At 46.0% G+C, this 23,169-nt stretch carries 23 protein-coding genes and 1 riboswitch; of the genes, 1 reads left to right on the forward strand and 22 read right to left on the reverse strand.

Going from position 1 to position 23,169, the window contains the following annotated elements:
• Positions 1-127: 127 nt before the first annotated feature.
• From spoVT to ACQ5BJ_RS25785, 19 genes are all read right to left on the reverse strand, one after another.
• On the reverse strand, positions 128-670 hold the full coding sequence (gene spoVT, locus ACQ5BJ_RS25695) for a stage V sporulation protein T (RefSeq protein ID WP_005545540.1): 543 nt from the start codon (positions 668-670) through the stop codon (positions 128-130).
• Between the two features lie 630 nt (positions 671-1,300).
• The gene (locus ACQ5BJ_RS25700; protein WP_289356775.1) at positions 1,301-2,371 is read right to left on the reverse strand and encodes a peptidylprolyl isomerase; all 1,071 of its coding nucleotides are present in this window, start codon (positions 2,369-2,371) and stop codon (positions 1,301-1,303) included.
• The gene (mfd, locus tag ACQ5BJ_RS25705; protein WP_289356774.1) at positions 2,358-5,888 is read right to left on the reverse strand and encodes a transcription-repair coupling factor; all 3,531 of its coding nucleotides are present in this window, start codon (positions 5,886-5,888) and stop codon (positions 2,358-2,360) included. Before mfd ends, ACQ5BJ_RS25700 begins: the two co-directional genes overlap by 14 nt.
• Before the next feature lie 137 nt (positions 5,889-6,025).
• The gene (locus ACQ5BJ_RS25710; RefSeq protein ID WP_005545535.1) at positions 6,026-6,256 is read right to left on the reverse strand and encodes an anti-sigma-F factor Fin; all 231 of its coding nucleotides are present in this window, start codon (positions 6,254-6,256) and stop codon (positions 6,026-6,028) included.
• A 306-nt stretch (positions 6,257-6,562) separates the two neighbouring features.
• Positions 6,563-7,123, reverse strand: a complete 561-nt coding sequence (gene pth, locus ACQ5BJ_RS25715; protein ID WP_005545533.1) for an aminoacyl-tRNA hydrolase — start codon at positions 7,121-7,123, stop codon at positions 6,563-6,565.
• 181 nt (positions 7,124-7,304) lie between these two features.
• The gene (locus ACQ5BJ_RS25720; protein WP_005545532.1) at positions 7,305-8,258 is read right to left on the reverse strand and encodes a ribose-phosphate diphosphokinase; all 954 of its coding nucleotides are present in this window, start codon (positions 8,256-8,258) and stop codon (positions 7,305-7,307) included.
• A 151-nt stretch (positions 8,259-8,409) separates the two neighbouring features.
• Positions 8,410-9,804, reverse strand: a complete 1,395-nt coding sequence (glmU, locus tag ACQ5BJ_RS25725; RefSeq protein WP_005545530.1) for a bifunctional UDP-N-acetylglucosamine diphosphorylase/glucosamine-1-phosphate N-acetyltransferase GlmU — start codon at positions 9,802-9,804, stop codon at positions 8,410-8,412.
• 123 nt (positions 9,805-9,927) lie between these two features.
• Complete coding sequence (spoVG, locus tag ACQ5BJ_RS25730; protein ID WP_005545528.1) at positions 9,928-10,212, reverse strand: septation regulator SpoVG; 285 nt, start codon at positions 10,210-10,212, stop codon at positions 9,928-9,930.
• Positions 10,213-10,349: 137 nt separating this feature from the next.
• On the reverse strand, positions 10,350-10,733 hold the full coding sequence (locus tag ACQ5BJ_RS25735; protein ID WP_005545526.1) for a RidA family protein: 384 nt from the start codon (positions 10,731-10,733) through the stop codon (positions 10,350-10,352).
• 37 nt (positions 10,734-10,770) lie between these two features.
• The gene (gene purR, locus ACQ5BJ_RS25740) at positions 10,771-11,601 is read right to left on the reverse strand and encodes a pur operon repressor (protein ID WP_005545524.1); all 831 of its coding nucleotides are present in this window, start codon (positions 11,599-11,601) and stop codon (positions 10,771-10,773) included.
• Positions 11,602-11,749: 148 nt separating this feature from the next.
• Positions 11,750-12,604, reverse strand: a complete 855-nt coding sequence (gene ispE / locus ACQ5BJ_RS25745; protein ID WP_430112949.1) for a 4-(cytidine 5'-diphospho)-2-C-methyl-D-erythritol kinase — start codon at positions 12,602-12,604, stop codon at positions 11,750-11,752.
• Between the two features lie 168 nt (positions 12,605-12,772).
• Entirely contained in the window at positions 12,773-12,949 is a 177-nt protein-coding gene (locus tag ACQ5BJ_RS25750) for a hypothetical protein (RefSeq protein ID WP_005545522.1), read from the reverse strand.
• Between the two features lie 231 nt (positions 12,950-13,180).
• Entirely contained in the window at positions 13,181-13,456 is a 276-nt protein-coding gene (gene veg / locus ACQ5BJ_RS25755) for a biofilm formation stimulator Veg (RefSeq protein WP_005545521.1), read from the reverse strand.
• A 157-nt stretch (positions 13,457-13,613) separates the two neighbouring features.
• A complete protein-coding gene (gene yabG, locus ACQ5BJ_RS25760) occupies positions 13,614-14,519 on the reverse strand; it encodes a sporulation peptidase YabG (protein ID WP_005545520.1) in 906 nt (301 codons plus the stop codon).
• 73 nt (positions 14,520-14,592) lie between these two features.
• A complete protein-coding gene (gene rsmA / locus ACQ5BJ_RS25765) occupies positions 14,593-15,504 on the reverse strand; it encodes a 16S rRNA (adenine(1518)-N(6)/adenine(1519)-N(6))-dimethyltransferase RsmA (RefSeq protein ID WP_005545519.1) in 912 nt (303 codons plus the stop codon).
• A gap of 5 nt (positions 15,505-15,509) precedes the next feature.
• On the reverse strand, positions 15,510-16,076 hold the full coding sequence (gene rnmV / locus ACQ5BJ_RS25770; protein WP_005545518.1) for a ribonuclease M5: 567 nt from the start codon (positions 16,074-16,076) through the stop codon (positions 15,510-15,512).
• A 166-nt stretch (positions 16,077-16,242) separates the two neighbouring features.
• The gene (locus tag ACQ5BJ_RS25775) at positions 16,243-17,370 is read right to left on the reverse strand and encodes a 3D domain-containing protein (RefSeq protein ID WP_005545517.1); all 1,128 of its coding nucleotides are present in this window, start codon (positions 17,368-17,370) and stop codon (positions 16,243-16,245) included.
• A gap of 319 nt (positions 17,371-17,689) precedes the next feature.
• A riboswitch (cyclic di-AMP (ydaO/yuaA leader) is annotated at positions 17,690-17,886 on the reverse strand.
• Positions 17,887-18,079: 193 nt separating this feature from the next.
• The gene (locus ACQ5BJ_RS25780; RefSeq protein WP_005545516.1) at positions 18,080-18,847 is read right to left on the reverse strand and encodes a TatD family hydrolase; all 768 of its coding nucleotides are present in this window, start codon (positions 18,845-18,847) and stop codon (positions 18,080-18,082) included.
• 28 nt (positions 18,848-18,875) lie between these two features.
• Positions 18,876-20,165 (reverse strand): HD domain-containing protein, encoded by a 1,290-nt coding sequence (locus ACQ5BJ_RS25785; protein ID WP_005545515.1) that lies wholly within the window; start codon positions 20,163-20,165, stop codon positions 18,876-18,878.
• A gap of 308 nt (positions 20,166-20,473) precedes the next feature.
• Between ACQ5BJ_RS25785 and ACQ5BJ_RS25790 the strand changes: the two genes are divergently transcribed.
• A complete protein-coding gene (locus ACQ5BJ_RS25790) occupies positions 20,474-20,728 on the forward strand; it encodes an AbrB/MazE/SpoVT family DNA-binding domain-containing protein (RefSeq protein WP_005545514.1) in 255 nt (84 codons plus the stop codon).
• A gap of 200 nt (positions 20,729-20,928) precedes the next feature.
• Here ACQ5BJ_RS25790 and rsmI read toward each other — a convergent pair whose 3' ends face one another.
• From rsmI to yabA, 3 genes are all read right to left on the reverse strand, one after another.
• The gene (gene rsmI / locus ACQ5BJ_RS25795) at positions 20,929-21,819 is read right to left on the reverse strand and encodes a 16S rRNA (cytidine(1402)-2'-O)-methyltransferase (protein WP_005545511.1); all 891 of its coding nucleotides are present in this window, start codon (positions 21,817-21,819) and stop codon (positions 20,929-20,931) included.
• Position 21,820: 1 nt separating this feature from the next.
• Positions 21,821-22,594 (reverse strand): tRNA1(Val) (adenine(37)-N6)-methyltransferase, encoded by a 774-nt coding sequence (locus tag ACQ5BJ_RS25800; protein ID WP_430112942.1) that lies wholly within the window; start codon positions 22,592-22,594, stop codon positions 21,821-21,823.
• A 161-nt stretch (positions 22,595-22,755) separates the two neighbouring features.
• On the reverse strand, positions 22,756-23,139 hold the full coding sequence (yabA, locus tag ACQ5BJ_RS25805) for a DNA replication initiation control protein YabA (RefSeq protein WP_005545507.1): 384 nt from the start codon (positions 23,137-23,139) through the stop codon (positions 22,756-22,758).
• Between the last annotated feature and the right edge of the window lie 30 nt (positions 23,140-23,169).

Consider the following 23,169-nt stretch of genomic DNA (forward strand, 5'->3'; position numbering starts at 1 on the left):
TTCTGCCAGGACATCAGAATGCAGGAAAAGCAGCAAGAACTCATAGCACAAAAAAGCCCCCTGTATCGTTCAGGCTGCGCATGCACGCATCCCGTAGACAGGGGGCTGTTCGTTGGCAAATATCGATTTACTGCTCCATTTGCTTGCCAAGGAAGCCAGCAGCCGTTTCCGACATTTTCACTTCCATTTGGCTCATTTTCACGCTGTCGTCTTTATTAAGCATAACGACTGTACCGATTGGATCGCCACCAGCAACGATCGGTGCAACAACGAAAGAAGAGAAAGCTTCTTGGCTGTCTTTTACAATTTCATAATTGCCTGCATTCGTTTCGATCATTGTCTTGCGGTTCTCCATACAGTTCTCAAGCAACATTCCGATTTGCTTGTCCATGTATTCTTTTTTCGATCCGCCAGCAACCGCGATCACTGTGTCACGGTCGGAGATAATTGTGATATGTCCTGTGCTTTCATACAAGGATTCCGCATATTCCTTAGCGAAGTCGCCCAATTCGCCGATTGGGGAGTACTTCTTCAAAATCACTTCTCCATCACGATCAACGAAAATTTCAAGAGGATCTCCCTCACGAATGCGCAATGTGCGACGAATTTCCTTAGGGATTACAACACGACCGAGGTCATCGATACGACGAACAATTCCAGTAGCTTTCATTATGAGTTGCCCCGCTTTCAGTAAGTATTTTGATCTACTGTATTATTGTTAATTAGGAGAGATGCGGAATGGTTTGTAATACTGACCATAGTATTCATCTGCTCCCAAGTTCTTATACATAAACATCATACGTAGGTAATGCCATCCAAGTTGCAAAAAAAATCACATTTTTCGACACTAAACGACATTTTTTTGTTGTGAATTCTTAAAATTTTCACATTTTGCATCAATATGGAGAGATTTTTCAGTGTTTTCCTCTGATTTTGTCGAAACTGAGGGGAACTTCTTCGACAGCGATGCGAAATGTTGGATTTGACTTTTGATTCAAACACATCTATGCGGGCTTAGCTTCGAACTGTTGCTTTTGTGCACAAGGCAACAAGCTCGTTCGTTCAAATTATAACCGGTAATGAATTTGAACAGCCACTAATATAGTATGTCTAATTCTTACCCATGCCATGACAAATTGTAAATAAACGTATAACCTGAGGATGAAACAGGAAATGAAAACTTTTTTTATTTTTATGAATATTTCATTCCGTTTCCATACCTGCCGCAAAAAATAGCCCCTTCCCCTTGTGGGGAAAGGGCTGCACACGAGATGATGAATCATCATCTCGTTACAAGCCATTACTTGCTGGATTCTGTTTTAGGTGCTTCTGTTTTAGGAGTCTCTGTTTTCTCATCTTTCTTTTCGTCCTTCTTCTCTTCCGGCTTTGTTTCCGTCTTAGGAAGGTCGATTTTCTTGATCAACTTGTCCAGATCCTTCTGCATGAAGTTGTTCATCAACTCAGAAGCTGCACGTGTGCGCAAGGATTCCTTCTCTTCCTCTGTCAACTTGCTGTATTCCTTCTCCTTGCGATTTTCCACACGCATAACGTGGTAGCCGTAGCTTGTCTCTACCGGATCACTGACTTGGTTAAGCGGCAATGTCAGAGCTGCTTCCTTAAATTCTGGAACCCATTGGCCTACAGCAGCATCCTTGTACAGACCGCCTTCTTTCGCCGAGCCCGGATCTTCGGACAACTGTTCAGCCAGCTTTGCGAAGTCTTCACCCTTCTTCAGACGGGCTTGTATTTCCTTCGCCTTTTTCAAAGCATCTTCTTTTTTGCGCTCTTTGCCTTCTTTATCCTTGAATCCAATCAAAATATGGCGAACCGAAGCAGTTGTCATATCCTTCTTGTTCTTCTCGAATTCAGCCTTGAGCTGATCCTCGGTTACTTTGCCGTTGTAATCTTGTACAACCGTCAAGATGCGAGCCATATACTCGGTGATTTCTTCTTCTGTCAGCTTACGCTTGTCCAGCATTTCCTTGAACTGCTTGTCCCCAATCTGTTTCTTCATGACGCCAATTTGTTCTTTGGCTTTATCTTTACCGGTTTGCTTCGCTTTCTCCGGCGCTTTTCCATCCAAATAGCGATACGCGATTTGCTGTTTTACGAAGTAGTCGCGGAATTGATCCATGCTAATAATTTGCTCGTATTCCGGGTAGAAGAACAGCATGTTCGAGATTTCTTTGTCGAACTCGTTCTGCGTAATTTGTCCTCCCTCATACGTAGCCACGACTTTACTGTTGTCGGTAGCTTTGCCCGCTGACTTGTCCTCTTTGTTGCCACATCCGGCTAACACGGATATAGCGAGCACCGCAGACAATGCCAGTAACAACCACTTCTTGGAACGCGTCTTGTTATTTTGCAACATTCTGCAATTCTCCCTTCGATTTGATGGCACCTTTAGCTTCCTGCATGAATTGTTCCAATATCATTAATAGCTGCAGAGCATCGACACCACGTGCATTAAACTTCACTGCACCGGAAGCCTCCTGATCGACACTGATGCGTCGATCGAGCTTAGAAGCAACAGCAGCCATCTTCTTGCGGTCTAACCACGGCTCCGCCGAAGAATGGACCTTGATCGTGACCATATCTCCACGCTGTACAATCGATTCCCATCCATACTGCTTCGCATAAAGCTTCAGCCTAGCGACGGCAAGCAATTGGAGGACAGCAAGTGGTGGTTCACCGAAGCGGTCGATGAGTTCGTCCCGCAATTCTTCGACTTCATCCAATGTAGCAAGTCCCGCTACCTTTTTGTAAATCTCAATCTTCTGAATACTATCATAAATATAATTCGGCGGCAAATACGCGTCCACGTTCAGGTCGATAAGTGTTGTCAGTTCTTGCTGATCCTCGATGGCAACTCCATCGATCTCCGCTTTACGTTTGTTCACTTCATCCGCCAGCATCTGCGAATACAGATCGAATCCAACTGACGCAATAAATCCATGCTGCTCTGCACCCAACAGATTACCGGCTCCTCGAATAGATAAATCACGCATTGCAATTTTGAAGCCGGAACCAAGCTCGGTAAATTCCTTGATCGCCTGAAGACGCTTCTCAGCCACTTCATTCAATACCTTATCGCGCTGATAAGTGAAATAAGCATAAGCGATCCGGTTCGAACGACCAACTCGCCCACGTAGCTGATACAACTGTGACAGACCCATCTTGTCCGCATCATGCACAATAAGCGTGTTCACGTTCGGTATATCTACTCCTGTCTCAATAATGCTGGTGCTTACAAGGACATCATATTCCCCATCCAAGAAGTCAAGAATCGTCTTCTCCAGCTCCGTCTCAGACATTTGCCCATGACTCACCGTTACGCGGGCATCAGGTACAAGCATCTTAATATGATCGGCCATCTGATGAATTCCTTGTACACGGTTGAACAGGAAGTACACCTGGCCTCCTCTGGCCAGTTCTCGCTCTATCGCCTCACGCACCAGATTGTCACTGTACTCCAACACGTAAGTCTGCACTGGGAAGCGATTCTCCGGCGGCGTTTCAATTACCGACAAATCTCGAACACCGAGCATGGACATATGCAAGGTTCGAGGAATAGGTGTTGCTGTTAACGTCAGTACATCAACATTCATTTTCAGCTTCTTCAGCTTCTCTTTATGCGTTACACCGAAGCGCTGCTCTTCATCGACAATCAGCAAGCCTAAATCTTTGAAAACAACATCCTGAGAGAGCAGGCGGTGAGTTCCGATAATGATGTCAACAACGCCCGATTTCAGCCCCTTCATTGATTCATTCTGCTCTTTGCGTGAGCGGAATCGGCTGAGCACTTGGATATTAAATGGATAATCTGCAAACCGTTCGCGGAATGTCTCATAGTGCTGCTGCGCCAATATCGTCGTTGGTACAAGTATCGCTACCTGCTTGCCCTCAATAGCTGCTTTGAAGGCGGCACGGACAGCGACCTCTGTTTTGCCGTAGCCAACATCACCACACAACAGACGATCCATCGGACTTGGCTTCTCCATGTCCTGCTTAATCTCCTCGATGGCACGCAGTTGATCCCGCGTTTCATCATAAGGGAACATATCTTCAAACTCTCTCTGCTCTGGCGTATCCTTTTCAAAAGCATAACCGCTAGATGCTTGTCTTGCTGCATACAGCTTAATCAAGTCATCCGCAATGTCCTTCACGGATGAACGAACTTTATTTTTAACCTTCGTCCACTCGGTTCCACCGAGCTTATAAATTTTCGGCTCTTTTTCTTCAGAGCTTACATAACGCTGAATGAGATGCAACTGATCAACCGGAACAGATAGTTTATCCCCGCCTGCATATAAAATATGCAAGTAGTCCTTATGGATGCCGTTAATCTCCAACGTTCCGATGCCAATATATTTGCCGATACCGTGATTCTGATGAACGACATAATCGCCCACCTTCAATTCAGTGTAGCTGCGAATCCGTTCTGCATTGTCAACTTTTGCACTCAATTCCGTACGGCGCGTCTTCCGCTGCTTGCCGGAGAACATCTCACCTTCGGTAATGACTACTAAGTGGATCGATGGAAGCTCGAATCCAGTCTGCAGGTTACCCTTTAGGATCGTAGGCTCTGGAATGTCGTAATCTTGCAGCACGCGACGCATGCGTTCAATACGCTCATCTCCATTAGCCAGCATAATGACGTTGGCACCAGTCTTTTTCCACCGTTCCATTTCTGCCTTCAATACATTCATTTGCCCATGGAAATTTTGCATCGAGCGGCACATGACGTTCACGATGTTTTGCGGCTGCGTGTGTGGAACCTGGCGCAGGAACAATGCCATGAAAACCGTTTGGAACGGACGCTTGCCCATTGCTACATCAGAAGATACCCCCAGTGGCAGAGAAGGCAGGGTTTTACCATTAGAAAGCAGATGTGTGCTCCACTCTAACTCGTCCCGTTCAAGCTGTTTGGCTGTTTCCATTACTCTAGCAGGCTCATCTACGACAAGCAGCGTATCCTTTGGCATATAATTATATAAGGTATGCTTCTCCGGATAGAGTAGCGCCACATATTTATAGAGCTCCGTGAAATAGACAGAACCTCTCATTCGTTCGATATCATGGCCGATTTCTCGCTCAAGCTTTTCTTTTACTTGGCGATCGGTCATTTTGCCGAGTTGCTCCTCTAGGCGTGCAAAAGTCGCCTCAGCCGCAGCGGCGAAGCGTGTCTCATCGGCAATTAAATCCTTGCATGGCAATATCGTCAGTTGCTTCAGCTTTTCAATGGAACGTTGATCCTGCGTATCGAACGAACGAATCGAGTCAATTTCATCATCGAACCATTCAATTCGATATGGATATGGAGCTGTAATCGGATATATATCGACAATACCCCCACGAACACTCATCTCGCCCTTGGCTTCTACTCGTTCTGTACGCTCATAGCCACACGCAACCATTTCTGCCAAAAATGTATCCAACGGAAGCTCGTCACCTAACGATAAGGTTATTCCTGCCTCAGCCATCATCTCGCAAGCAGGCAAATAACGCCGTAATCCTGCATACGGCGTTACAACGATCCCACGGAATCCACGTGCGCACCGGGTGAGCACCTCGATGCGCTGTGCTATCACTTCTGGACTTGATATCGCTGCCTCTGCAGCAACCAACTCATTGGCTGGATATAATAGCACTTGGTCAGGAGACAAGCATTCTTGCAGGTCATCAGCTACTTTTTGTGCAGAGAACATGTTGTGTGTGACAACGAGCACTGGGCGATCCAGCTGCTGCTGAAGCGCGGCCATCATTACCTGCCGAGCTGAACCCGACAAGCCGGATACTAATTGCTCCTTCATTCCTGCGCGGACGCCTGCAGCAATCGATTCGATATCACGCTCTTCTGATAAAGCTTGCATGAGTGCATTCAACAAAAGATAGGCACCTCTTTCTCACCCACAATAAATATTACATGGTATAGCTAGTAAGGTTATATGCTCTAAAATCATCCAAAATAAGCCTCGGCTGACAAGCCAAGGCTGACGCTAACCTATCATTGTCTCTTCTACCCTCATTGCAAGGGTGAGGAAAGCAAAGATAATTCGGGGTGCATCTGAATCGCTTCTGTGCAATATTCACACGTCATCCGAACTGTTACGTCTCCATTGGAATGAACAACAATATATTGTTGGCGCTCGTCTGGGGTAAGTAGGTGAAAACCGAGACGTTCCTCATCTATCCCATTCCCGTCGATACGCCCAATCATCGTATGACAATGTTTGCACACATAGTTCACAGACATGTATATGCCTCCCACTAATGGATTATACCGTTCAGTATGTCCAAAAGAAAGGCACATTAGCCCATATCGGTTTTGATCACGAAGTTTCTCAGAATGTAATTCGACAGCGAATCTTACACTCACCCTCGGACAGCGTATGCTTCCGACAGTATGTTCCCTGCAGAAACATTTCAGCTATTCATGTAGTCCCAACTACACTCCGTTTCTCCTTACAAGTTTTACAAAGCAAAACTCGCTACGAAAGCTGTACTTCGGGTTCCCGCAACCTTCTTGTACTTAAAACCGATATTTTTCGATCAAATCATTTTATCCGTTGTATTTCGCCATCGTTTGTTCGAACGAATGCTTAAGCGAGAATTCGACAGCGTCGCAAGTACGCTCGATTGTCTGCCTCAAGTCATCCGCACCCGCTTTTGGAAACGTGGACAACACGTAATCTACAATAGAACGACCAGGTTCTGGACGGGAAATCCCCATCCGAATTCGATTGAAAGATTGTGTTCCTAGATGCTGAATGAGCGACTTAATTCCGTTGTGTCCGCCCGCACTTCCTTGATAGCGCAAGCGTATCTTCCCAAGCTCTGTATCCATATCATCATATAGAACGATAAAATCCTCAATATCCGCCTTATAGTAATCCATATATGCGCGAACAGCCTCTCCAGACAGATTCATATACGTCATGGGCTTGATAAGGACGATCTTCTCTGTTCCAACGCGTCCCTCTCCGATTAACGCCTTACATTTGCTCTCACGTACTTGAATGCCGAAGCGATCCGCAAGTGAGTCAATTGCCATAAAGCCGATATTGTGGCGGGTTGCGGCATATTCGGTTCCTGGGTTACCTAATCCTACAATCCACTTCAAGAGCGATACATCCTTCCTATTACATCCTGATCCAGACGAACAAAGCTGCAAATGATGCGCGAACTCACATTAAATGTAGTGCAATAGTCGCACTTCAAATGCCGATAAGGGTTACTTCTTCGGCGAAGACCGAAGACGTAACCCTTCCGTAATGTGCAGCTAAGGTCATATGACCAATGCTTTATTCAATCTCAAACAATTTACTGATGGACAATTCTTCGTGAACACGAATAATCGCCTCACCCATTAACGGTGCAACCGACAGCACGTGTAACTTGCTAGATGGGTTTTCGTGAGTAATCGGAATCGTATCCGTTACGACAACTTCTTTAAATGGCGATTTCTCCAATCGATCCATCGCAGGTCCGGACAATACTGGATGCGTGCAGCATGCATATACTTCCTTTACTCCTGCTTCAACCAATGCGTTCGCACCAAGCACGATTGTACCCGCTGTATCGATAATGTCATCGATGATGATCGCTGTCTTGCCTTTAATATCCCCGATAATATTCATAACTTCACTAACGTTTGGCTCTGGACGGCGTTTATCGATAATGGCAAGCGGCGCATTCAGGAAGTCAGCCAATTTGCGTGCACGAACTACACCGCCGTGGTCAGGCGAAACGACAACAACGTTTTCGAGCTGTTTGGAGCGGAAATATTGAGCCAAAATCGGAACACCCAGCATATGATCCACAGGAATATCAAAGAAGCCTTGAATTTGCGTGGCATGCAAGTCCATCGTAATCACACGATGAGCCCCTGCTGTTTCGATCAGGTTCGCTACAAGCTTCGCCGTAATTGGATCGCGCGAACGCGCCTTACGGTCTTGACGAGCGTAGCCATAGTAAGGAATAACTACATTAATGCTCTTTGCCGATGCACGCTTCAATGCGTCCACCATTACCAGCAACTCCATCAAGTTGTCATTGACTGGATCACACGTCGATTGAACGACATAAACGTCACAACCGCGTACACTTTCAGACAATTTAACTTGAATCTCACCATCACTAAAGCTCTTCGTTTCTGCATCTCCCATCGGAATCCCGATGTATTCTGCAATCTTGTTCGCTAAATTAGGATTGGAGTTGCAAGTGAAAATTTTCAACTTGGAATCACAATACGTCATGATATTAAAAACCCTCCGTGCCGGTTCTTGTTCATCGTTGTTTTATACTGTCCGTTAATGGTGCTGCTTAGTCTATCCCTACATGGTCTCAACTAAAAAGGCTCTCAATACCATGCTAAACGATATTGAATGAAAAGTGCAACCTTATCGATCACTTTTCTCGTTCTTTTTTTGCTTTTGCGCGGTTGCGAATCTTCTCCGCGTACCCCGGCTTGTTCACTTGACGTTCTCGAGCGATAGCCAAGTCGTTATCTGGCACAGGATGCGTAATGGTTGATCCGGCAACTACATAAGCGCCATTACCTACTTTGACAGGTGCAATCAAGTTGACATTGCTGCCAATGAACGCATCGTCTCCAATCTGGGTAACCGACTTATTAAACCCATCATAATTGACCGTAATCGCACCGCATCCAATATTTACATTCTTACCCACTTCAGCATCGCCAATATAACTGAGATGCGAAACCTTTGTATGATCATCGAGCGACGCATTTTTAATTTCAACAAAGTCGCCAACTTTCACCTGCTTACCAAGACGAGCGCCTGGACGCAAATAAGCGAACGGCCCTACTGTGCTCTCATCGCCAACAAAAGCTTCGGACAACACAGATTGCTTAATATGAACGCCATTCCCGATTGTAGAATCGACAATCTCGCTGTTTGGCCCAATAACACACTCGCTGCCGATTGTCGTTGTCCCACGTAAGCTTGTCCCAGGTTCAATAACCGTATCTGAACCGATGATAACACCGGATTCAATATACGTATTGGCAGGGTCAATAATCGTTACACCATTCAGCATATGACGCTTGTTGATGCGTTCCCGCATGAAGCGTTCCGCCTCCGACAGCACCATACGATCATTTACCCCGATCGCTTCACTGATATCGGGCGTGCAATATGCTTGCACGATATCCCCTTGTGTCTTCATGATGCCGATTACGTCAGTTAAATAATACTCCTGCTGGGCATTATCATTTCTGATTTGCTCCAGCGCCGCGAACAGCTTCCGATTATCGAAGCAATACGTGCCCGTATTGATTTCCTTAACGAGCTGTTCCTCGGGCGTACAATCCTTTTGTTCGACAATTTTCAAGACCGAACCGTCTTCTGCGCGAATGACTCTACCATATCCTGTTGGATCATTCAGTTCAGCCGTCAAAATCGTCGCTGACGCCTGAGCGCGGTTGTGCAGTTCCATCAACTGTGCCAACGTTTCTGGTGTCACAAGCGGTGTATCGCCGCAAATGACAAGTGTCGTTCCTTCCTCACCATCAAGAAGCGCCTTCGCTTGCTTAACCGCATGTCCTGTTCCAAGCTGTTCAGCCTGTAAGGCATACTCAGCTCGCTCCCCCAGGAATTTCTGTACGGCTTCTGCTCCGTGTCCTACAATAACGACAGTGCGTTCGCAATCTACACTTTCGACTGCGTCAAGAACATGCCCTACCATTGGTTTCCCGCATACGGGATGAAGCACCTTGTACAATTTTGACTTCATGCGTTTGCCTTGTCCGGCAGCAAGCACAATGGCCATTCTTTTCAAAGCGTCCGACCTCCTGCTCTACCTTTACTCCATAGAAGAATATATCTCATTATGGAGAAAAAGAAAAGAGAGCCCCTATGATTGGCTCCCTTTCTTTGCAACCCCAATTATAAAATCATAAAACTACGCGCCCTCTTCGATAACTTCCTCTTCCGTAGCAGCGCGCTCGTATTCAGCCAATACTGCAGCTTGAATCTTCTCACGAGTCGCCGAAGAAATTGGATGAGCAATGTCGCGGAATTCGCCATCTGGAGTCCGCTTGCTCGGCATCGCTACAAACATGCCATTGTTGCCGTCGATTACACGAATGTCATGAACGACAAACTCGTTATCGATCGTAATCGACGCGATTGCCTTCATTCTCCCCTCTGTGTTGACGCGGCGGAGTCTTACATCAGTAATTTGCACGTGTGTTCACCACCTTTTTCCATCGAGACTTGGTGTATAATTCCACACGCGCATGAAAAATCCTTCTTAATTTTGCCAAGAATATTATTTTTTTTAAAAAATTATTCCCATCTTTAGCTGATTCGACAAGCTTCGATTTATATCGCTGCGATCAGTTCAATTTCGACAAGTACGTCTTTCGGAAGCCTTGCTACCTCTACACAAGATCGTGCAGGCTTATGATTTCCGAAGTAAGATTCATAGATTGCATTGATTTGTGCAAATTGGTTCATGTCCTTAATAAACACAGTGGCCTTTATGACCTTGTCCAAAGAACTACCCGCTTCAGCAAGTACCGCCTTCAAGTTGGAGAACACTTGGTGGGTCTGTTCCTCAATTCCACCCTCTACAAGTACTCCTTGTGCGGTTAATGGAATTTGGCCCGAAGTGAACAAGAGATTGCCCAGCTTCATTGCTTGCGAGTATGGGCCAATGGCCGCAGGCGCTTGATTCGTTGCAATTGCTTCTAATCCATGAGACATATGAACACCCTCCCAAATCAATGTTGTTCCCTATCGCTTATTCCTTATCGAAGTAGTTCCCCGGCTTCACCATAATTTGGCGAGTTCGCGCATCTACAGTCCCAACACGCACAAGGGACACGTAGTCTGTCAGCAGCCGTTCTTCATTTGATACATCTTCCGATTCTACCAATACCCCAACACCCGCTACCGTAGCATCGAATTCCTTCAGTAAGTCCATCATGCCATGCACCGTACCGCCAGCCCGCATGAAATCATCCACGATCAATACACGCGAACGCTCCTTCAAAGCACGCCGTGCAAGAGTCATTGTATGAATGCTCTTCTGTGATCCCGATACATAGTTGATGCTGACGGCTGATCCCTCAGTAACGACATGATCGCGTCGTACAAGCACTACAGGCAGGTTTAAATGGGCTGCCGTGGCATAGGCAATTGGAATACCTTTTGTTTCAACCGTCATTACGACGTCAATATCACAATCTGCAAAGGCAGATGCGAACATTCGCCCTACGTCATTCATAAGGGCTGGTTGGCCCAAAATATCAGTAATATAGAAATATCCCCCAGGCAGCACCCGATCCGGATGCTCCATTGATGTGCATAAAGACTCAATTACAGGAAGTGCAACAGTAGGCGCGCATTTTGGGATAAATTTGACCCCGCCAGCAGCACCGGCAAGTGTCAGCAAATCCCCCGTTCCTTCGCTCTCGAACACCTCTTTAATAATAGCCAAATCCTCACTGATGGAAGACTTGGCTGCTCCGTAACGTTCTGCAAATGTCGTGAGCGGTATGAGCGTATGCGGCTTAGACATCAGATATTGGGTCATCTCGACCAGACGGGCGCTTCGCTTCAATTTTTTCATGATAACTCCTCGCTCAAAACCGAATATTATATTGTAGATATTACATGAATGTACGCTAGTTAGCAAGATAAAGGCCGCTTGTCAAGAAAAAGGTTCTGCAAATTGTAACCATATCGCCTTCTTATTCAAGGGGAACATCATGAACCTGTTATCCTAACAGACGTACAGCATACACTTCCTTACAAAATCCTCGAAGTCCATTATAAATTCTTGCTATTTTAGACTCCTTGGACACCAAGCCGAACACAGTCGGCCCACTACCTGACATAAGTACTCCCTCAGCTCCAAGTCGCAGCATGGATTCCTTCAATTGCTGCACCTCTGGATAGAGCGGCAGTGTAACATCTTCGAGTACATTTCCAAGCGATTCGCATACCCCTTGGAAGCTTTGACCTTCAATAGCTCTCATCATATCATTTAATGATGGATGCTTGACGATTTGATTCGCTTTCAGCCGTCCATACACATCTGCGGTCGATACATTAATCGGCGGCTTAGCAAGCACTACCCAACATTGAGGCGGCTGATGAACCATCTCCAGTTCCTCCCCACGCCCACGGGCGATGGCTGTCCCTCCTGTAACACAGAAAGGGACATCGGATCCAAGCTCTGTACCGAGAACCTGCAGTTCCTTATCAGAAATACCCAGTTTCCACAGTCGATTCAGACCACGCAAAGTTGCAGCAGCATCACTGCTTCCACCAGCAAGTCCAGCAGCAACCGGTATTTTTTTATCTAAATGAATATATACGCCTTGCTTTACTTCATAACGTTCTTTAATCAACTTTGCCGCTTGGAACGCTAAGTTCTTCTCATCTAACGGTATGTAACCTGCTTGGCTGGAGATGATAATCGTATCTCGAGGAAGCTCCTCCATCTCGAGACGGTCCGCTAAGTCTACCATCGTCATGACCATTTCCACGTCATGATATCCATCCTCACGCTTACGCAGCACGTCCAACAGCAAATTTATTTTGGCAGGCGCCTTCTCGTACACTTTCACTCGCGTTCACCCTTCTTTATCCTACGGATCGCTTACGTTATTATAACAGACTCTATGGTGCAAGTCATTTGTGTACGCACATAGGCAATTGGAATGATTTCGTAATAAAAAAAGCGAACAGAGCGGACACAGATCCGATGCTCGCTGGACAGGAGGTTTTTTGGCTCATTATTTTTTTGAGGCAGCCTCTTCAGCAAGTTGAATTGCCCGCTTGACCATATCGCCGGCATCTTTTGCACGAATGGCTCCCCATCCGTATTTGGATACCGTATCATAAAAGCCAAGATCCTTAGCCAATTCCACCTTCAGTTCCTCAGACATGAAGTTGCGCTTTCTTCGGCTCATCACTGCACCTCCCGTGCTTACCATAATGATCAGAAATTGTTGTAGCAAGCACGATGCATTCATCGGCTTACCGTTAATGTAAGTAGAAGCGGCCGTGGTTATACGCCGATCCATGTTCCGATTTGTGGAGGGGATGACTATGTAGGAAGGACTGGCTATACCTGGTTTGTTCTTCACAGATTGAAAAAACCCAAAACAAAAGGCAGCCATAAATGGCTGCCGTCATGTCGCTTAACCGCGAACATATTCAATCTTCATCTCGCCGTTATCGGCGCATACGGTCACTTGGACCGACTCTGTTAATATATCTGCATAGCTGTAGGATACACGCTTGAACGCGTTCTGATCCTGGTCCAACTTAACAATAAATACAGAAGGGTAGGTTTCTTCCAACACGCCCGTACGCTCAATCGTTTTCCGACGACCGCCATTGGCGCGGAGCAGAATCTTCTGACCGACATGTGCTTCAAGACAACGACGAATTTCAAACAAAGCGTTTTTCGCCATTACAGCTACCACCTCTTTCCTTGTCCATTATAACCAATTCAAGAGGTTTTGTCAAATTAACAAATAATTATAACAATAAGACTGTTTTCATGTCAATATATTTTTTATCCAAATTTATTAAGTTGCTACTTTTTGCTGTATTTTATACATAGGCCGCTTATATGACCGTAGGTGTAACGTTCAGTGTCGATAAATCTTTCAGCTTCGGCATGCCAAATCGATAGCTCCCTTTTGTCTCAATCCCGCCTACCCCGTCAATTCCGCTGACCATATGAGGGGCAATATCCCCAATCTGTACAGTATCACGAATCGAGGTATATGCTGCTTTTACCGCTACATAGGCTGGGTCAAGCGCATGAATCATAATGCGGCCCGGTGAGCTCGCAAAATTAGCTCCAGCTTGGAGCAGTGCCTCGAAGTGAGATTGGCATGCTCCTGCAATAATCGTCATTAGGTCAAGATGCCGCTCATACTGCCGAGCGGTCTGTACTGCATTCACAAAGTTTTGCGAGTTTTTATAATTTTGCAGGTTGATCAGGTCGCGATGCCTGCCGTTCTTCAATACCCCATCATGCCCTGTAATCACGATAATATTAGGCTTCACCCGCGGCAACAGACGATACAGTGTATCCGCCATATTTCTCTCGTTCACATAATGTCCTTCCGCTGGCACACGGAGCTGATTATAAATCGCCATGCTCTTCTGCAAATACCCTGGATCCCCATCAAGATGAAGCACCGTTCCCGGCATATCAAATGTTGAGCTTCCATTCGGCATCTCAGCAAAAGGAAGCTCCATCTGTCTACGCTCATACTGCTCTCTGCGCTGCTGCTCCAGTACTTCTACAGACTGCAGCATCTTGATGTGAGCCTGTTCAGAGCGTCGTGCAATCGTTGCCTTCGGAATACTTACCAAATCTCGAACATGGGAGTCCGCAAGCAAGCGATAATCTGTCCCTTTTATAATCGCTGTCTGTTGGAAGACCTGTTCTACACGAAATGTAATATCGCCACCGTACGACTTGCGTACGACCAAATCCCCTTGCTTCACTGGCTCGTTCATAGGATCGATCACCTCTCCGACTATCCTATGGGCGATTACATGGATTGGTGATGCCTAGTGCACAAATTTAATCTTATTCCGCTTGATTCTCTTCTTCCGCCTGAGCAATTGCGTGCCCGATTGCGTCGGATAAAGCAGCGAACTCCTCAATCGACAATGTCTCACCTCTGCGGTTCGGCTCAATATGGGCTGCTTCAAGCGCTCCTGTCAGCTTGTCCACTCCGCATTTGCTGGAGTAGCGTGCCTTCAGATTATTCCATATCGTCTTGCGGCGCTGAGCGAAAGAAGCCTGTACGACATCGAATAACAAAGCCTCATCCTTTACTTGTACAGGTGGAGTCGTTCTAACCTTCAAACGGATAACTGCAGATTCTACGTTAGGCTGTGGGATAAATACCGTATGAGGCACTGTACATACCAGCTCAGGTTCCGCAAAATATTGTACAGCCACACTCAGACTGCCGTAATCCTTGCCTCCTGGCTTCGCAGCCATTCGTTCCGCTACTTCCTTCTGGATCATCACGACGATGTTCTTGAGCGGCAGACGCTCCTCCAGAAGCTTCATCATAATCGGTGTCGTCACATAATACGGAAGGTTAGCCACAACACTCACTCGTTCAACATCCTGAAACTGCTCACGGAACAATTCATGCAAGTCGACTTTTAATACATCACCGTGTACAATACGGACGTGCTCATACGGCTCCAGCACCTCTCCTAATATCGGAAGCAAGCGCTGATCGATTTCAATAGCTGTCACATGACGGGCAAGCTTGGCCAACTGTTCAGTAAGCGCTCCAATTCCAGGACCGATTTCCAAAGCGCCTGTCATATCGTCCAGCTCCGCCGCATCTACAATACGCCGCAATATGTTCATATCGATTAAAAAATTCTGTCCTAAGCTCTTCTTAAAAGAGAATCCATGTTTGCGTATAATGTCCTTCGTTCGGTTCGGTGTCGCTATTTCCACTCTCGATTGCGTCATTCCCTCTATTCTCCTTCTACTCGATGGTGCTGTTCTTCTTGATTTAGCTGCCGCAAGGCATCCTCAAACTCAATCCTGCCAATTTGGAATACACCACAGCGCTTGAGCAACTGCTTTGCATTGCAATATCCAATGCCCAAAATTTCCCCTAGCCGCTGTCTTCGTTCAGCAGAGCCTGAATGCGTTGTTAAGCCTGCTACTACAAGATCCATCCATGTCAACTCCGACATCATGCTGGGCATCTCCGTACGGACCTGCTCCAATGCACGGCGTATCGCCTCTGGTTTCGCGTTCTCTACCCCTAAATCCCCCTTGGCTATCGCCTCATGTCTAGGAAGGAAAGCGTGCTTGCACCCAGGTACACGCTCTGCAATCGTCTTTCGAATTTTCTCTCCCGCATGATCCGGATCCGTAAAAATAATTACGCCTCGGCGCTCCTGCGCCAATGCGATGCGTTTTATAGTTGTATCGTTAATTGCCGATCCACCTGTTTCAATCGTGTCTGCTTCTACAGCACGCTGAATGGCAACGGTATCATCCTTACCTTCTACGACTATCACTTCACGTATCAATTCTCGTACTCCTCTCACCACAAGACCACTTCGTACAACCACTATTTCTTACTTGCTCCCGATTCGCAAATAAACAACAAAAGAAGAGGGTGTCCCCTCTTCTTAGCATGACATAAATCGTTATTCATTACTATATCCTAATTACACATGGCTGCATACCTGTGTGCTAGTTCACTTCCGGCTTGACTGGGCCAACCACATATACGGTATACCCCTTCTTGCGTCCGAACTTGCTAACAGTCTTTTTACTGTCGAAGTATACATCGATAATTTTCCCTTTGACTGCGCCGCCTGTATCTTCGGCACGTCGGAATCCAATCCCTTCGATGTATACCCACCAGCCAAGTGGTATAACTTTCGGATCAACAGCGATCGTACGGCCTTCCGATACCATCGCACCTGATGCCGTCTTCGCACCAGAGGAACCTTCCGCTTCGGTGTAAGCTGTCAGTTGAACATTCTTCAACACTTTTTTATATCTAAAATCTTTGTCTCCGCTGGAACCATTGTCATCAGAATCATCGTCCGTGTTCACTGAGAGAACAGCAACCTCCGGCTTCTTCTTCGTTCCATAGGCAATAACTTGATTGACTTGTTTCGTATGAACGGATTTATCCACCAGTTGGGAATATACAAGCTTACCGTCTTCATAGGTATTTTGAACCTTCTGAACGACTAAACCTTCTTTTCCGCCTTGAACCATTTTAGTCTTACCCTTAAGAAGGGTGGCATCAGCCTGCTTCACAACTTGATAAGGAACTTTAACCTTGCGTTCTTCCATCTTTTTGCTGACCCGAACAATTCGGATGTTCATGTCCTTTGCAATCGATGCACGCTTAGCAGGGAATACCTTATCATCTGGATTCAGCGGGATTTCCAGCGCAGCTAATGCATTATGCACTGATTTCTCCGTTGTATACTGCGTTTCCTTCTTCCCATCCGCAGTAATTTGGATAGGCAAAGCGCGTTCAATAATAACTCGATCCCCATCTGCAATCTCTTCATCGAGCGGCTTTGATACAGCATCGTATGCCCCAAGTGCTATCGCATGCTCATCCAAAACATTGCGAAGCGTATCAAGGCGAGTTTCGACTGAACGCTCTTGTCCATCAACGAGCACAGCCACTGTCTTCTTTGTTGCATTATACCAAGTTAAGACTGCTATTAATGTGATCACGATTGCTACAGCTGCAATAACGGTGATAACACGTACATTTTCACGCTTCCATCGCAATGCGAGTGACATGCTGGATGATCGGGGTTCATGGGTTTCGTTGTTCACGATCTGTCCCATTTCTCGGTCCTCCTTACATAGTCCCGCCGTCGAGTGTTGCGTATGATTTCATCTGACGCGACTATTTCAAGAATGTTTACGAGAGAATTGGTTTTGTCTGGAACGAGCGTGTATTCGTTCTCCACATTTCCGAATTCTCCGTGCCAACGATCCAGTATTGGCTGCTCCCACCTCCTATTTCTTACACCCTATGACGTCTTTATTCTCATTATTCAAAAAAAGAATATTTGAGAGTAAAACAAAAGAAGCCCTTCGTAAGAGGAGACTCTTTCGCGGCTTCCATAATAGAAACCCAAACGTCAACAGTGTAGGACGCGAGGAACCCTCTCTGTACGCTGACGAGGTTAGCTGTCGGGTTCGGGCTTGAGAGTCGCCCTATCGGAACCAACCGGCTCATGGCTCGGTTGTCCCTAATTCACCCCAAGGAATTGATCCATGTGATTGAACATGTACTCATGTCAATCCCACTCTGGTTCCCCCGTTCTCCACAACCTGGAGATTAAGCGATACTGAATTAGTTGGAACAATATTGAATTGTGTAATAACATCTGTGAGAAATCATATCGTGTTTGCAATCTTCTTGTAAAGACAGTAGCAATTTCGTTTTTCGCGAAAAATGGTTAAAAAAATGTAACTAAATCCGTTTTTCATAACAAAATCCACTTATTTTGTGGCCGATATCTTTATTTCACTTGTTTTTATCACGTTTTCACCTGATGTCAAAACATGTCATAGCATTTTTGGTCGTCATTCTGCAAAATTCTTCAAATTCCATTCCTTTCAGCTCGGCTGCGACTTCTGCCACAAGACGTACATAAGCGGACTCATTGCGCTTGCCTCGGAACGGATGCGGCGTCAAATAAGGGGAGTCTGTCTCCACGAGCAATCGGTCGTTTGGAACCTGAACGAGCACTTCCTTCGGCTGTCTCGCATTTTTAAACGTGACAGGTCCTCCAAATGAGATGTAGAAGCCCATATCCAGACACATCTTCGCTGTTTCCCAACTGCCTGAGAAGGAATGCATAATACCTCCAACTTCATGTGCCTTCTCTTCGCGCAAAATGCGGATTACATCTTCATGTGCCTCGCGATTATGAATAATGATCGGCATCTTCAACTCACGGGCCAAGCCAATTTGTTCACGAAATACACGATGCTGAACATCCTTCGGAGATGTATCCCAATGATAGTCCAGTCCAATTTCGCCAATCGCCACAACCTTCTCATGTTCGGTAAGCTTTGCAATCCAGTCCATATCCTCTGGTTTCATCGTAATTGCATCTACAGGATGCCAGCCTACAGCTGCATAAATGAAGTCATATTTTTCCGCCAAGGCCATCGTCGTCGGAATTGTTTCCCGATTGAATCCAATGTTCACCATACGGGTTACCCCTTGTTCGACGGCTCTGGCGATGACCTGATCGCGATCCTCATCAAAATTGCTGCTGTCTAAATGCGTATGCGTATCAAATAACACGTCCAAGCGCTCCTTTTCTATCATCCAATTATGTCAGGTGATTGCGGCGAATGAACATCCGCCGTGTGTCTGCCGTAAGCTGATGTGAAACGGTCAATAGCCTGTCCATCGGAAAATAAATATATTGCTTCCCGTTGCGAATCCCACTAATGGTGCGAACGATATCTGATTTTTTGGACAGCTCCACGATTTGCTGATCCCGTCCCCACAGCATAATATGCTGCTGCGATCGTGCATCCCCTTTTCGATATACATCATAAGGTCTATCAAAAGGGGAATCGAACATCAAATCATAATTGGGATCAAGCCCAACTTGTGACCACTCCATCCGCAATCGTTCCTGCAATTCCTCATTCATCTGCTCGACTTCAATATATTTATATAGTTTACGCTCCATAAATCGCTGGCACAAGTCAGCAAGCCGTTCATCCTTCTCTCTCGACCACTGCATAAATGCGGTCTGCACAAATGCCTCATCCATCTGTACATACTGCTCAGTTGTAATCGTTCCTTCAAATAAAGAGTCAAGCGGAGATAGAAAATATCGAAATTCATACCCACTCAAATATAGTTCCTTTGCACGCTTGAAAATATGGCGCAACACCATTTCTGAACTGCGTGTTACCGGATGGAAATAAACCTGCCAGTACATTTCATATCGAGCTAGCAAATAATGCTCCACTGCGTGCATACCGCTCTCCTTAACCACAATGCGATCCTTATGGGGGCGTAGCACTCTTAGAATACGATCAATATCAAATGTTCCATAATTTACACCTGTAAAGTAGGCATCTCGCAGCAAGTAGTCCATTCGATCCGCATCCAGCGAACCGGATACTAAGTTAACAACGATCGGACGTTCATACGTTTTGCGAATCACAGACGCTACCTTCTCAGGGAAATGCGGATCAACCTGCTTCAATACACGACGGATATCGGTATCTTCTACTATAATGCGGTATGTCCAATCCTCATGAAACATATCAAAGGCCTCTTCTATGGAATGGGAAAATGGCCCATGACCCACATCATGAAGCAGTGCTGCACACAAAGCGACCAGCCTTTCTTCCTCTGGCCAGTCCTCATACTGATTCCGCTCAAATTGAGAGATGATGCGCCGCGTAATTTCATACACGCCAAGGGAATGGGAAAAACGACTATGCTCTGCTCCATGGAACGTTAAATAGGAAGTTCCCAATTGACGAATGCGGCGAAGCCTCTGGAATTCCTTAGTATTAATCAAATCCCATATCGTTCGGTCTTGGACATGTACATAATTGTGAACCGGATCCTTGAACACTTTTTCCTCTAATAACATTGAAAATCACTCCTTTCGATTCGAACCTTTTCGACATAGTCTGCCTTCTTGTCGAAAAGATTTGGTTTATTCTTGTTTCTGTTTATTTTTACATAAAAAATACCATACGAGTGTAAAAGTGTAGGCCACACCGTTAAAAACAGCTAAATATACGCTAAAAAAAACCTAAAATCCATAAATTAGCACGCTATGTATGGATTTTGTAGGTTGACTAATTTGGGAATGGTTGGTACGATAAGAATCAGCCAATAAAGAATTTTGTCGAATTATGACATTTCATGCTAAAGTAAAGAGGAGAGCGTTGAACTATGATGAAGTCCACTGGTATCGTCCGTAAAGTAGATGAACTGGGTCGTGTCGTCATTCCGATCGAGCTTCGCCGCACCCTTGGTATCGGTGAAAAGGATGCGCTAGAAATTTACGTTGACGGAGAACGCATCATGCTTAAGAAATACGAACCAGCATGCATCTTCTGCGGCAATGCAGAGAACGTTACATACTTTAAAGGAAAAATTGTTTGCCACGAATGTATATCAGAAATACCTCAACCTGTGACAAAATAAAAAAAATAGGTTATAATAGCTCTAATCACATATGTTAATTCTAACCTTTTTATATCTTCCTTGATGCCTCCATGGTTTTGAACCCAACCATGGAGGTCTTTTTTTGCCTTTCTAGCAAGGGATTTTGCCGATTACACTACTATTAATGAGATCTTTAAAGATCCATTATCTTCATAAGATTCATTGCATCCAAGCGTCCCTTATAGTAAAGCCTGATAAATGTCTCGTTTGGATACACCGCGATCTTTTGCTGCAAGCTTCATCGCATCTTTACGGGATACCCCTTGTTCACGCTCATAATGTGCAACATGTTCTTCTTCAGTCAGTTCATGCCACCATGCTTGTCCCGCTCCTTCAGACGATTGATTCTCGTCAGCGCTCTCGACCACGATGCAGCATTCCCCAAGAGGCGGATGCTCCGCTATATAGGCAATACATTCGCCGACGGTTCCACGTATGAAATGTTCGTACCGCTTCGTCAGTTCGCGTGCAATTGTAATGCGCCGGCTGTCTCCGAATGCCGTGACGAATCGATCAAGTGTCTTCGCAATACGGTGCGGAGACTCATAAAATAACAATGTACCTGCTTCCACACGTAGCGAAGCAAGCACAGCATCCGCATGTTTCTTCTCACGTGGAAGAAAACCAACAAATGTGAAGCGATCCGTAGGAAGTCCTGAAGCAATCAAGGCTGAAAGGGCCGCATTCGGGCCAGGTATCGGTATAACCGGTATGCCGGCCTCTACAGTCAACTGCACCAAATCTGCGCCTGGATCTGAAATAGCGGGCAACCCAGCGTCGCTCACGAGGGCGATACGTTTCCCCTCTTCCATAATACGGACAAGCTCCGGTCCGCTTGCTTGCTTATTATGCTCATGATAGCTATACAGCGTCTTCCCCGTAATTTCAAAATGACTCAGCAATTTCCTCGTCTCGCGCGTATCTTCGGCTGCAATAATATCTGCTTCCCGCAGGATACGAACCGCTCGAAATGTCATATCCTCCAGATTTCCGATCGGTGTGCCGACAAGATATAATGCGCCTGCATTTTCCGCCTGTTGCTGGTAGCTATATTGTTCCGTCAATTGCATATTATCCATCCTTCAGCTGCGAGGCTTTCCCATAATAGATATCCATTAATTCCTCACGATATTCATTCTCTTCATTATATACGATCAGCGGCGGTAATAGCCGTACATCTGGCTTCCCGTCACGCGCAGACTCAATAAGCACCATATTGGCCTCATCCTCCTCACGAGGATGAACGAAGCGGATTCGCTTAGGCTCTAGTCGATAAGCTCTCATCAACGATAAAATATCTGTTAATCGGCTAGGACGATGAACCATGGCTAGCTTCCCACCCGTTCGCAGTAGCTTCGCACTCGTACGAATGACATCCTCAAGCGTACAGGCAACTTCACTGCGCGCTAACGCATAATGTTTGTTTTCCTTAATGTCGCCTGCTGTTAATGGCATATAAGGTGGGTTCACGGTCACCATTTCGTAGAACGGGCGCTCTGGATTCGGCTCGAATGATTTTAAATCCCCCTCGATAATGCGGATTCGTTCTTCCAGTCCATTCAGCATGATGCTGCGGCTCGCCATATCCGCGAGTCTTGATTGTATCTCTAACCCATCGATCTGTGCATTCGTCCGTGTGGACATGAGCAGAGGAACCACCCCATTGCCCGTACATAAATCCATTATGCGCCCACGCATTGGTACAGAAGCAAATCGAGCAAGCAGAACCGCATCCATGGAGAAGCTGAATACCTCCGAGCTCTGTATAATCTGTAATTGATGAGTGAGCAAGTCGTCGAGCCTCTCAGACGGATGCAGCTCGATCGCATCATTTCTATTCTCCATATCGTTCCTGCCTTTACTTCATTCATTCGTGTAAGTAAACTACGCCATATTCCATATCTTTGTGAAAGAACTTTCTGATGAAGCATCTAACTATCCTTATTATGATGAAAAAGCCGCAGGTCGGGAACCCTCTTTCCGGTTCCACTGACCTACGGCCGCGGTTATTTATTGAGGAAGGACAGACAGAACAAACAGTCACCTTCCGTCCGCAAATGTCCATAATACACGTTGCAAATGTGAAACCCTTCATGATACAGCCGCGCTAGATTATCGTACCCTTCGCCTACCACGTTCTCTTTGGAATCTCCATTTGGATCAGGATGAACTGCGGGTGTAGAGTCTCCCTTCACCTCTGGTTCAACTTCCAAGTGCTCGTGATGCTCGTGGTGCAGTACTTTGCGCAGCTGCTGATTCTCCATCCACAAGCGTTGATTCTCTTCCAGCAGCTCTTTGACGACGAGTTTCAGCGCACCAAGCTCTTGATGAAGGTCTCCCATATGCGTTTCCAATTCATGAATCTGCGCAAAAATGTCTTTCTTCTCCAAGTTCCCACCCCAGAGCGTGAAAATGTCCGC

This window comes from Paenibacillus sp. B1-35 (genome assembly GCF_050474385.1).
GTDB classification, from domain to species: domain Bacteria; phylum Bacillota; class Bacilli; order Paenibacillales; family Paenibacillaceae; genus Paenibacillus_B; species Paenibacillus_B alvei.